The organism is Erysipelatoclostridium sp. AM42-17, from assembly GCF_003480255.1.
Lineage (GTDB): Bacteria > Bacillota_I > Bacilli_A > Erysipelotrichales > Coprobacillaceae > Faecalibacillus.
This window is the reverse complement of sequence record NZ_QUIN01000010.1, coordinates 56,753-68,890: the sequence shown is the minus strand read 5'-3', so window position 1 is coordinate 68,890 and position 12,138 is coordinate 56,753. Positions and strand designations below refer to the sequence as shown.

At 30.7% G+C, this 12,138-nt stretch carries 11 protein-coding genes; 1 reads left to right on the top strand and 10 read right to left on the bottom strand.

Annotated elements, in window-relative coordinates:
• Positions 1-142: 142 nt before the first annotated feature.
• The 5 genes from DW911_RS05550 to DW911_RS05530 form a co-directional block, all read right to left on the bottom strand.
• Positions 143-2,968, bottom strand: a complete 2,826-nt coding sequence (locus DW911_RS05550) for a SpaA isopeptide-forming pilin-related protein (RefSeq protein WP_118607559.1) — start codon at positions 2,966-2,968, stop codon at positions 143-145.
• A gap of 294 nt (positions 2,969-3,262) precedes the next feature.
• Entirely contained in the window at positions 3,263-4,297 is a 1,035-nt protein-coding gene (locus DW911_RS05545) for a hypothetical protein (protein ID WP_118607558.1), read from the bottom strand.
• 120 nt (positions 4,298-4,417) lie between these two features.
• Positions 4,418-5,620 carry a threonine ammonia-lyase gene (gene ilvA / locus DW911_RS05540; protein ID WP_118607557.1) on the bottom strand — a complete coding sequence of 401 codons (1,203 nt, stop codon included), beginning with the start codon at positions 5,618-5,620 and terminating at the stop codon, positions 4,418-4,420.
• Between the two features lie 58 nt (positions 5,621-5,678).
• Positions 5,679-5,858, bottom strand: a complete 180-nt coding sequence (locus DW911_RS05535) for a DUF4250 domain-containing protein (protein WP_118432492.1) — start codon at positions 5,856-5,858, stop codon at positions 5,679-5,681.
• Complete coding sequence (locus DW911_RS05530; protein ID WP_118607556.1) at positions 5,858-6,676, bottom strand: Cof-type HAD-IIB family hydrolase; 819 nt, start codon at positions 6,674-6,676, stop codon at positions 5,858-5,860. The genes DW911_RS05535 and DW911_RS05530 overlap by 1 nt, the downstream gene beginning before the upstream one ends.
• Positions 6,677-7,198: 522 nt before the next feature.
• On the opposite strand from DW911_RS05530, the gene asnB reads away from it, so the two are divergent.
• Positions 7,199-8,785 carry an asparagine synthase B gene (gene asnB / locus DW911_RS05525; protein ID WP_118432496.1) on the top strand — a complete coding sequence of 529 codons (1,587 nt, stop codon included), beginning with the start codon at positions 7,199-7,201 and terminating at the stop codon, positions 8,783-8,785.
• Positions 8,786-8,867: 82 nt separating this feature from the next.
• Here asnB and rbr read toward each other — a convergent pair whose 3' ends face one another.
• The 5 genes from rbr to DW911_RS11125 form a co-directional block, all read right to left on the bottom strand.
• Complete coding sequence (gene rbr, locus DW911_RS05520; protein ID WP_118607555.1) at positions 8,868-9,455, bottom strand: rubrerythrin; 588 nt, start codon at positions 9,453-9,455, stop codon at positions 8,868-8,870.
• A gap of 80 nt (positions 9,456-9,535) precedes the next feature.
• Complete coding sequence (locus tag DW911_RS05515) at positions 9,536-9,985, bottom strand: YaiI/YqxD family protein (RefSeq protein ID WP_118432500.1); 450 nt, start codon at positions 9,983-9,985, stop codon at positions 9,536-9,538.
• Positions 9,973-10,554, bottom strand: coding sequence for a rhomboid family intramembrane serine protease (locus DW911_RS05510; RefSeq protein ID WP_118432502.1), 582 nt, complete (start codon positions 10,552-10,554; stop codon positions 9,973-9,975). The genes DW911_RS05515 and DW911_RS05510 overlap by 13 nt, the downstream gene beginning before the upstream one ends.
• Entirely contained in the window at positions 10,551-11,354 is an 804-nt protein-coding gene (locus DW911_RS05505) for an immunoglobulin-like domain-containing protein (RefSeq protein WP_118607554.1), read from the bottom strand. The genes DW911_RS05510 and DW911_RS05505 overlap by 4 nt, the downstream gene beginning before the upstream one ends.
• 150 nt (positions 11,355-11,504) lie before the next feature.
• On the bottom strand, positions 11,505-12,138 hold a 634-nt coding region (locus DW911_RS11125; protein ID WP_233543018.1), incomplete at its 5' end, for a glutamate--tRNA ligase family protein.

Genomic DNA, 12,138 nt, shown 5'->3' with positions numbered 1-12,138 from the left:
TATTCTAACAAATTTTAAAAAGACTGTCGATAGTCAATTTGTCAACAGTCTGAGATGAGCTTAAAAAAGCTCATCTTACCCCGTTATAAAAAAACAAAACCCAACCCAAACTATCATTTTTAAAAATACATAGTCTCTTTTTTTATAAACGTCTTTTTTCACGATAATAAAAGAGTCCTCCTACACACAAAGATAAAACAGTTAATATTAAATAATAATTTTCTTCACTTGTATCTCCTGTTTTCACTGCTGGCATCAATTCATCATACATGACCACTTTTTGTATTTCACCGGTATCTTGAATAGTGAAGTGAATATCTTGTGCTAATTTATAACCTTGTGGCGCTACTGTCTCGTGTAATGTATAAGTCTTTCCAACCTCTAAATTTTTAATCGTATGAGGTGTTTTATCACTTATCCATTCATCAATGACTTTTCCATCTTGATCACTTACTTTTAATGATGCCCCTTCAAGTTCCTTATTGTTTGTAATGTCTTGTTTACTGATTTCGATTTTAGTATCTTCGTCAGTCATGTTTAATGCCACATTTTCATTTGCTTTTGCAGTAAATGTTTTTTCTTTAAAAGTTGCATATCCTTTAGGTGTTTTAGTTTCTCTCAATACATATTTCTCACCGGCAACAAGACCTCGAATCATATGTGTTGTTTCATCACCATTAATATCAATATTTGTATAAGTTGTTTCACCATCCTTTACAAATACCAATCTGTAATCATCACGATCTTTATTTTTTAAAATACTGTAAGTAACAGTTGAATCTTCATCATCAACATACATCCCTTCAGTTTTTTCATTTCTTAATAATTGAGATTTCATTTCATCGGTTACATCAAAAATATGTTGACCCGAAACCCATTTATCAACAATGTTTTTAGTCTTATTAGAAGTAACTGTCATTTCAGCGCCTTTTAAAAGATTCCCTTTTTCATCGCTCTTTATCATTTCTACCTTGGCATCAACCATACTGATTCTTTGAATTTCACCATCTTCATTGACTTTAAATTCTATTGATGATGCTTCGATGTATCCTGTTGGACTTTCATTCTCATTTAGATAATATATTTTTCCTGCATCTAAACCATCTATTTCATGCTCATTTCCATCAGAAATCCATTCATCAATAACATGACCATCTTCATCAGTTACTGACATTTTTGCTCCAACTATTTCTTGTTCACCAGTGATATCTGTCTTGCTGAATTTTGTTTTAGTAATCTTATTATTTTGATTATGACTAACTGTATAAACAGTTGTTGTATAGTCTTTTTGAGTAATTGTAAAATCATAAGGTGTTTGATCTAATACATATCCTTTTGGACATTCAGTTTCAATTACCTGATATTTTCCTAAAGGTAAACCTGTTAATTCTAATTGACCATTTTCATCAACCGAAATATTCCCCTTGGCATCCATTTTTCCTTTAGAAACTTGAACACCTTGAGAATAAGTCATTGTATTACCATCAGCAGTATCAATGATACATTTACCACTGTTTAGAGTAACGACATCACCTTTTGCATACAGTTGTTTTAATGAAACTGTATCAATGATATTATCAGCCGCAATAACCTGATATTTAGTTTTAGTAATGTCATAATCAGCCAAATCAGTAGCATCTTCATTTGCTGCTTCTAGTGTTTTTTGTACATCTAATGTTCCTGTAGGTCTTAATGTATTAACAACAATCTTTTTAGTTGTTTTATCTTTAACAATAGTAACTTGCCATTGTGCAACAGTTGGAGCGAAATAATCTTCGCAGTCAACTTCAGTCAATGAATATGTTCCTACTGGCAGATAATTAACTAATAATTCATAGTCACCATCAGCATCCTTAGTTACTTCAAAAGTTTCATCATAGCCATTATATGATGTTGATACTAATCTAAATTTTGAGTTCTTTTGGAAGTTGGATGTATTATCAACTTTTGATAGTCTTAATGCCCCAAAATCAAGCCAGTCAACAGAATAATACAATTCAGCTTCATCTGGGTCTTTTTCCCATGATCCAATTGACTGAAAACTATTCCCAGAATGAATTGCAAGTGCAGTAAATCTTTCACATCCTGCACCCGCAACATTTCCAGATTCATAATCGCTTGGACTGTTTTTACATGGTGCAGTCAAATAAAAACTTTGTCCTGCATTCAATACATAAGTACCACCTGTTTGTGTAGCACCTGTCGTTACATTATGCAATGTAACATTGTCTTGTAATGTAATATTAGCTTGAGCATTCGTTCCTTCCAATTTAACAGTGTTTGTTTTTTGGTTCTTATTAATAGGATCAAAAGCTGCTGTCAATTTTGCCGTAACACCATCTGCTTCAACTGGATTCCATGTAGCATAGCCAATATCAGGTTGCGACATGATCCAGCGATAACCCCATAATAAATTATCACCATATCCCGTACCATCTCCGTTTGGCCATTTTTTATTAAATGCATCAAGATTCAAACCCATTAAATCTCCACTGTAGGCATATGATAACCAAATATGTGTGAAAAGATAGGCTCCGTCATCCCAGTTTCCTTTTGCTTCAGAAAAATCATCTGGAACACAGGCTGTCAATGTATCCTGATACATTTTCTTTACGTTACTGTTATAACCTGGTCCACCAAAACCGTAATAAAGTAATTTTCTTACGGCTTCGTTATTATCAATAACCTGAGCAGGATATTTTTGATCTGCCGGTGTATCTTTACTTGCTTCTAAACAGTAAGCCACTTTTCCATTGTAGTGCATAAAATTAGTAGACCACGCTTTATTGCTTCCTATCTTTTTTGACCACCACCACGGATAGTTGATCTGTTTACCAGCCGTAAAATCTTTTGGTACACTTGTATCTAATGCCTTTACAGTTGTACTTCCTGTCATGCATAGAGATAGAATCATACCCACAATCACAAAGACTTTTGTAATTCGATTGATTATTTTTTTAACCTTCATAAATGTCTCCTTCTTTTTTTAATTTAATCCTTTTTTCAAATAAAAAGTGCGCCCTCTTCTTATTTGAAAATGTAGTTTAGATAAAAACATATATGTTTTTATGATGTAAACATCATATTTAATTTGAAATAGGCTTTATATCAAAACTCGATTGATGACCCTGAATATAAAAAAGACAATCTTTCGATTGCCTATGGGTGAAACACCCATTTAAGTATATAGTTTTTCATTTTAAGTTAGTCCTTTCTCAAGTATAAAAAAGACAATCCGTAGATTGTCCTTGTCTGTTTAATTTTATTCCCAATAATCAGATGATCCATAACTTCTTCGAGGATGTCTATGACCACTCTCTTCATTAGCATCATTACAATTCATTGAATATAATTTATTCTTAGCATCATCTAACGACACAGTAGAATATGCAATATTTCCACACATATTACATTTATACCAATATTTTGTTTTTAATACTTTTGATGGTTGTGATGGAGTTGTCGGTGTACTTGTATTGCCTCCTGTTGATGGTTTTGATGTGTTTCCTCCTGTACTTCCACCTGATGAAGAAGTTGTATTGTTATTTGTTTGTGTATTTGTTTTCTTTCTTGTCACAACAACAGTTTTCTTATTTCCGTTTGCATCAGTTTGTACTTCAGTCGTTGTTTCAGTATTGGCATCATTTGATGGTTCTTTTACTGTTACCTTAAATTCCTTTTCAGTTTTATTTTTATTGACATCTTCTACCGATGCCTTTGCTGTATATTCACCAGCATTATTTGCATCGACACCACTATAGTCAATTTGAATATCATTGAGCTTAGCTAAATCAGTTGCACTCATTAATGATTTAAAATCAAAAGTTGCTAGATCAGTACCTTTAACGATTTCTGTATTATCTGGAACAGTTAGTTCTGGTGCTGTTGTATCTTTTACGTTGACTTTTACTGTTTTAGTTTCATCTTTGTATTTAACTGTTACCTTGTATTTTCCAACAGAAGGATAACCTTTATCTCTTTTTGATAGAACATTTCCAGCTTCGTCAGTTATATCTTCTTTTTCATTTTTTAAACTATCAGTTATTTTTACATTCTTTTTCAAGTATTTTACATCATCCTTATCTAGTCCTTTAGTTTTGACTAAATCTTTAAATGATGGCTTATATGTTTGACCATATTCCACTTTAATATTTTCTTTGGTTAATTCTAATGCAGGTGATGTATCTCTAGTTGCATAGACAGTACCAGCAATAACTCCTACTGCTACTACTCCTACTACGATACCTGCCGTGATTTTTTTTTGCTTTGTGTTTAAGTATTTTTCAATAACGCTCATTTTCACAACTCCTATTTAAAAATGTTATATATTCTAATACATAGGAAACAAAATATACAATAGTTTTTTCATTTTCAGTTTCTACAAAAAAGCCAGTCACATGACTGGCTCATACTCTATTTAATTGATTCGTGTAATTGTATATCCTTCTTTATCAAATGCATCAGTAATTGTTTTGATATGACTTTCACCATTAGTTTCACACGTTACACGTAATTCAACTTCTGAAAAACGAGCAAAGTTTTTAAACTGGTTATGTTCTACCCCAACAACATTAGCGTTACATTGATTTAATATATGAGATACTTTTTCTAATTGTCCTGGCATATCAGGTAATTGTACAGAGAATGTAAAGATACGTCCTCTAGAAATTAAACCTTTATTAATCATTGATGAAATAGTCATCACATCAATATTTCCACCAGAGATAAGCGAAACAACTTTCTTCCCTTTGAATTTTAATTTCTTTAATCCAGCTAAAGATAAAATACCAGAACCTTCTGCTACTAATTTATGTTTTTCAACTAATAACAAGAATGCTTCCATTAATTCATAATCATCTACTAATACAATTTCATCAACATATTTCTTAATATATTCAAATGTTTTAGCACCGATTTGTTTTACTGCTGTACCATCAGCAATAGTATTCACTTCTTTTAATAAAGTAATTTGATCTTCTTGAATAGTTGCTAAAGCACTGGCTGCTCCTTCTGGTTCAACCCCTATAATTTTAACGTTAGGATTAATTGCTTTTGCTGCACAAGCAATACCAGAAATCAATCCACCACCACCGATTGGTACTAAAATCGCATCTGCATCTGGTAATTCATCTAAAATTTCTAAAGCAATTGTTCCTTGTCCTTCCATAACATCTTCATCATCAAAAGGATGAACAAATGTATATCCTTCTTTTTCTTGTAACTCACATGCTTTAGCATAAGCTTCATCATAAACATCACCATATAAAACAACATCCGCACCATGTGCTTTTGTTGCTTCTACTTTAATTAATGGTGTATGAGCAGGCATACAAATTGTTGCTTTTACACCTAATTTTTTAGCTGCATAAGCAACCCCTTGAGCATGGTTCCCTGCCGAAGAAGCAATAAGCCCTCTTTTTTTAGCTTCATCATCTAATTTAACAATTTTATTATAAGCACCTCTAATTTTGAATGCTCCTGTTTTTTGTAAGTTTTCAGGTTTAATATAAACATCGTTACCACATTCATCACTAAACGCTTCACTATGTATTAATTTTGTTTCCATAATGACTTCATCAACCCTCTTTTTAGCTGCTTGAAAGTCTTCTAATTTTAACATAATCATATCCTCCTTGATTGTTTCTATTATAGCACAAACAAAAATAAGGGTTAAACCCTTATTTTTGTTTTATTTGATTAATTTGTTCATCATAATAATAATCATTCTTTTCTAAACGTTCAAAGAAATCATGTTCGTTTAAATCATTAATATCTAACAGATTTTCTAATGACATATCATCATCTCTTAACTTCATATTTAATATACTGACAAGCATGTGAATATCATTTGGTAACATTAAATTTCTCCCTTTTCTTCTAATTTCTTTAAGCAATCATAGATACCATCTTCATCATTAGATAGTGTCACATAGTTAGCTCTTTCTTTAACTCCATCTACAGCATTAGCCATAGCGACACCTAATCCTGCATATTCAATCATGCTTAAATCATTATAACCATCACCAAAAGCAATGACTTCTTCTTGTTTTATATTTAATTTTTTAGCTAAAGCATCTAAACTTTGCGCTTTATCAATCCCAGGACCCATAACTTCAATAAAATAAGGTGCACTTCGATAAATACTTAAAGTATCACCAAATGGCTCTTTAAATTCATCAATAATACTTCCTACATATTCTGGATCACCTGTTAATAAAAGTTTGTTCACATTAAAATCAACATAACCTTTAAAATCATCAACATGCTTAATATCCATCTTATTGATTCTATGTTCTTCTTGAATATACTTGTCACTTTCATCTTCAGTGATCACATTTCGATCCTGATATGTTAATACTGATAAATGATATTGTTTAGCACGATCATATACTTTTTTTACAACATCTGGTCCATAAATATTTTCATACATCACTTCACCTGTTTTATAATCAATAATTCGTGCTCCATTAAATGAAAGGATATATCCTTCTAATTCTTTTAAATTTAGTAAATCTGCTTCGTAGTAAATACCAGCTGTAGGTCTACCTGAAGCTAAGACAATCTTTACACCTTTTTTAGCAAGTTCAATCAATTTATTTTTAGTTAATGGTGTAATTTCTTTTTGGGTATTTGTAAGTGTTCCATCTAAATCTAACGCTATTAATTTATATTTCATATTTGCCCCCTTATATCTGCTTAAAGTTTATGAAAACCACTGTAGGTTGTCAATATGTATTTTCTTTGACAATAATATTATAACTTATATTTTGGTGTTATAGGGTTCATTGTTATATTTATTTTGTATCATCATTATTTCTTGAATTATTTTTATCACATAAATTATATTTTTTTATTATATTAAATAATTTTTATTGATTTTTTAATTCTTTTATACTATACTGTACTCAATTACTAAAAGTAATGAAAAGCAAAGACGAGGAGAGTAAGCTATTTATAAAGCTTTAGCGAGTCAGGATATGGTGAAAGCCTGATAGTGGTTAAATAGACGAAGAACACCTCTGAGCTGTCTACCGAAAGCATAAGCGAGTAGGCTAGAACGTGACTAGTCACGTTATCACTAGCGGGTATCGAGTACTCTTTGAAGTATTTTCCGTACCATGTAATATATACATGTTTTTATGTTCGATACTCGCTTAATTTATATTATGCGAGTTTTTTATTTAAGGGGGAAACAAAAATGTGCGGCTTTTTAGTTGTAGGTAGTGATGAATTTGAATTAGATACTTTTAAAAAGGCTTTAGATCAAGCTAATTATAGGGGACCTGATCATCAACATATTTCTATTGATGAACGTATTACTTGGGGATTTAATCGTTTATCTATTATGGATTTATCAGCTAAAGGAAATCAACCATTTTACAATCAAGATTGTATTTTAGTGTGTAACGGAGAAATATATAACTATCCTGAATTAAAAAAGAAATTAGAAACAAAATATACTTTTAAATCAGGGAGTGACTGTGAAGTTTTAATTCCATTATATAAAGAGTATGGAATAGAAATATTATGTAAATATTTAGATGCTGAATTTGCGATGGTTTTATATGATAAACAAACAAAGAAAATCATGGCAGCACGTGATCCGATGGGAATTAGACCTATGTTTTATGGTTATAGTAAAAAACAACATCAAATCTGTTTTGCTTCAGAAGCAAAAGCATTATTTGATATTTGCGATGATGTTATGCCTTTTCCACCAGGTCATTATTATCTTGATGGACAATTTATTAACTATAATGATTTAAGCTTTGTAAAAGCCATCTTCAATGATGATATTGAAACAATTGGTCATCAATTAAAAGATAAATTAGAAAAAGCAGTAGAAAAAAGATTTATGTCTGATGCCCCTATTGGTTATTTACTAAGTGGTGGTTTAGATTCATCATTAGTATGTGCTATTGGACAAAGATTATCAGACCAGCCTATTCGTACTTTTGCGATTGGTATGGACAGTGATCCTATTGATTTAAAATATGCAAAAGAAGTCGCAGATTACTTAGGAACAGAACATACCGAAGTCATTATGACTAAAGATGATTTATATCAACACTTAAAAGAAGTTATCTTTCATTTAGAAACCTTTGATATAACAACCATCCGTGCCAGTATGGCAATGTACATATTATGTAAATACATTCATGAAAACACTGATATTAAAGTCATTATGACCGGAGAAGTATCTGATGAATTATTTGGCTATAAATATACTGACTATGCACCTAACGCTCAAGCTTTTCAAGAAGAAGCTGCCAAACGTATTCATGAACTTTATATGTATGATGTTTTAAGAGCCGATCGTTGTATTTCTGCTCATGCTTTAGAAGGACGTGTGCCTTTTGCTGATCGTGATTTTGTTGAGTATTCAATGAGTATTGATCCTGCTAAAAAAATGAATGTTTATAATAAAGGAAAATATTTATTAAGACATGCTTTTGAAGGAACTGATTATTTACCTCAAGATATTTTATTTAGAGAAAAAGCCGCTTTTAGTGATGCTGTTGGTCATTCTATGGTTGATTACTTAAAAGATCTTGCTGATAGCCAATATAGTGACCAAGATGTTCTTTCAGCCAAAGAAAAGTATCCTTATTGTACTCCATTCACCAAAGAATCATTGATGTATCGAGATATCTTTGAATCATTTTATCCAGGTGGTGCTAAATGGATCAAAGATTTCTGGATGCCAAATAAAAGTTGGGAAAACTGTGATGTAGATGATCCAAGTGCTCGTGTCTTAAAAAACTATGGAGATTCTGGAAAATAGAAACATTAAAAATGAATAATTAAAAAAGACATCTATCATGATTTTTATTGGTCATGATGTGATGTCTTTTTAATTTAAAATATTATTTATCTAAAAAGAATGTACATACTTCAAAATGAGCTTGAGGATGATCACAAGCCGGACATCTTTCAGGTGCTTCTAATCCTTCATAAATAAATCCACAGTTATTACATTTCCATAATACGGATGTTTCTCTTTTAAATGTTGTTTGATTATTTAAAGTTTCTAATAATTTTAAATAACGAGCTTCATGAAATTTTTCTGCTACTGCAATATTTTCCAAAATAACAGCAATATCCTCAAAGCCTTCTTCTCTTGCTGTTTTCGCAAACCCCGGATACATTGATGTATATTCTTCATTTTCTCCTTGAGCTGCAGCTTTTAAGTTTTCAGCAGTTGTAGACATTAATACCGGAAACTGACCATCCGTATAAATTGTTTCTCCAGCTAATTCTTTATTCATGATTTTCATTAATCTTTTAGCGTGTTCCTTTTCTTGATTAGCTGTTTCTAAGAAAATATTTTGAATTTGAACAAAGCCTTCTTTTTTAGCGATAGATGCATAATATGTATAGCGATTACGAGCTTGGCTTTCTCCTGCAAATGCATGCATTAAATTTTGTGCTGTTTTTGTTCCTTTTAATGACATTGTTCTTCCTCCTTATATAAATAGTAATCATTCCTATTTATATAATAACAATATTCCTTTAATTTGTCAAAAAGAAGATGCTATGCATCTTCTTTAAATAACTCATGTATTAATAATTTTTCTACCTGTCTTAAAAAAATATCTTGATCTTTTTGTGTCCGTTTTTTAGGACCTTTAATATGATGACTTCTTTTTCTTTCTTGATGTCCTAAATAACGTGACATCAACAAGTTAGAAATATTATCTTCATTAATCATCTTTCCTGTTGGATGTAATACCTTGGCATCTTTTAGTAAAACCAAACTTGCTAGTCCATAATCCTGACTAATGACCAAATCACCAGGTAAAACATTTTCTACAATAGCCTGGTCAACACTGTCTTTGCCTATATCACAAATAACACATTGATAGTCATCACTTATTTGATGAGCATAATCAATGAAAACAATCATTTCAAAACCATATTGTTGACACAACTGTTTAATTTCTTTTTTATTAGGGCAGGCATCACCATCAATTAATACCCGCATACTCCAGCTCCAATTAAAATAATCATAGCCAAAATACCACCAAGTAAACCACCTAAATGTCCGGTTTTCGATACTTGATGATCTAATAAGGTATAAGCCACATTCACCGCAATCACAAGTAAATTATTTTTTAATATAATTAAAAATGGTCCTTGGTAAACTAAACCTAAAACAATCATTGCCCCTAATAAACCATAAAAAATCCCACTTGCACCTAGTGTGACCGTATTTTCATTTTTATGCGTATACAAAGTATAACCATAAGTCACTAAACTAGAGCCTAAACATGCCATTAAAATTAAATAAATATAAGGTAAAGGTCTAAGCAATGATTCAAAAAATGAACCTAAATAATAAAGCGCATAACAATTCATAAATAAATGAACGAATTCTACATGGATAAAATTAGATGTTAAAAAGCGCCAATATTCATGTTTGATTTCGACTCTTGGTATATATAATGCGCCATATTTAATAGCTAAATCAAGTGTATCTGCTTCTCTTTTTTTAATTTGTACCATTGCATACACAGCAATACAAATTACAATTATCATTAGTGTTATTGTCATGATTTCTTCTCACTTTCATTTTTAATCACTTCTACTTTCCTTGTTCTTTGTAAAGTATTGCCATTATCATTCTTTACAGAATAAATCACTTCATATACCCCTTCTTTATCATACTTTACATTATTTTTTAGAATTTGGATCCGACTTGTGATATCATTTCCATTTCCATCACTGGCACTCACTCCAGCCATTGTATCAAATTTTTCTCCTTTTTTAATTTCAATATCTGTAATTCCAAGTAAAGTAGGATAATTACCATGGTGTCCAACCACAATTTTAACTCTTAATTTAGCTGCCTGGTTCCCTGCAGCATCGACAACTAAAATATTCATAACATAAGATCCATTTTCGTTAAATGTTTGTTGTGTTTCTTTTTTACCATTATCTAACAAGAAATAAGCTTTAATTTTTGATTGATCCTGAACGGATTCTAACAAATCATAAGCTTGAATTGTTTCACCAGGATTAACATTAAAAACAATTTGTTTTAATTTAACAATTGGTTTTGTTGTATCTTCTATTTTAATATAAAAATCATATTTTGAACCTGCATATTCTACAGAAGCTGGATAAATACCAATTTCATTTTTAACATTTGAGAAGTTTAATTTTGCTTGTTTTAAAACAGTGTCATTAGCATTGATATAAGTTGCTACATCTGTAGAAATTTCATTTCCAAATTCATAAACAAAGATTTCTCTTTTTAAAGTAATCGGTGTTAATCGAAGGGCAATGATAACATCTAATGTACAAATAGCCACAAAAAAACTAAAAATAGCTAAAATGACTTTTTTCTTCATGATTAACACCTCCTTATTTATATTATATCATTTATTTTTATTATTATCTTCTAAAAGTATGGTACTTTTATGACATAGTTTATTCCTAATAAAGCAAAAAAGCAATATCAAAAAAGAATGTTTAAAAAATTAAACATTCTTCTTTCGTTTTTATTTAGATAATCTTTCTAAAACCTTTGTTTTTCCTAATAATTCCATTGATGCAGCTAAATCAGGACCATGCATAATTCCTGTTGTAGCAATACGTAAAGGCATATAAAGCATCTTTCCTCTTGCTTTTGCTTCTTTTTGAGTTGCTTTAATGCATGCAAAGATTTGATCTTGTTTAAAATCTTCTTCAGATAATGCTTCAATCTTTGATTTAAAGACTTCTAAAGTATGAGGAATAGATTCATCTTTCATAAAATCTAAAGCTTCTTGATCTGGATGCATTTCATCTTCAAAGAATAATTTCACTTGTTCAACGATTTCTTCACCGCATGAAATATGATCTTTATGAACTTCAACTAATTTTTCAATCCATGCTTCACTTTTATCAGATAAATCATATGCATCTTGTAAGAATGGTAAACATAATTTTGTTAGAGCTGGCGTGTCTAATTTTTTGATATATTGGCTATTAATCCATTTTAACTTATTAATATCAAAAATAGCTCCTGATTTAGAAATACGTTTAACATCAAAGGCTTCTACTAATTCTTCTAAACTAAAGATTTCTTTTTCTTCTTTAGGAGACCAACCAAGTAAAGCAATATAATTTAAAATTGCTTCATTTAAGAATCCT

Bases quoted from the DNA above. Each gene is read 5' to 3' on its own strand.
- DW911_RS05550 (WP_118607559.1), bottom strand. From the start codon at position 2,968: ATGAAGGTTAAAAAAATAATCAATCGAATTACAAAAGTCTTTGTGATT.
- DW911_RS05545 (WP_118607558.1), bottom strand. From the start codon at position 4,297: ATGAGCGTTATTGAAAAATACTTAAACACAAAGCAAAAAAAAATCACG.
- ilvA (WP_118607557.1), bottom strand. From the start codon at position 5,620: ATGTTAAAATTAGAAGACTTTCAAGCAGCTAAAAAGAGGGTTGATGAA.
- DW911_RS05535 (WP_118432492.1), bottom strand. From the start codon at position 5,858: ATGTTACCAAATGATATTCACATGCTTGTCAGTATATTAAATATGAAG.
- DW911_RS05530 (WP_118607556.1), bottom strand. From the start codon at position 6,676: ATGAAATATAAATTAATAGCGTTAGATTTAGATGGAACACTTACAAAT.
- asnB (WP_118432496.1), top strand. From the start codon at position 7,199: ATGTGCGGCTTTTTAGTTGTAGGTAGTGATGAATTTGAATTAGATACT.
- rbr (WP_118607555.1), bottom strand. From the start codon at position 9,455: ATGTCATTAAAAGGAACAAAAACAGCACAAAATTTAATGCATGCATTT.
- DW911_RS05515 (WP_118432500.1), bottom strand. From the start codon at position 9,985: ATGCGGGTATTAATTGATGGTGATGCCTGCCCTAATAAAAAAGAAATT.
- DW911_RS05510 (WP_118432502.1), bottom strand. From the start codon at position 10,554: ATGACAATAACACTAATGATAATTGTAATTTGTATTGCTGTGTATGCA.
- DW911_RS05505 (WP_118607554.1), bottom strand. From the start codon at position 11,354: ATGAAGAAAAAAGTCATTTTAGCTATTTTTAGTTTTTTTGTGGCTATT.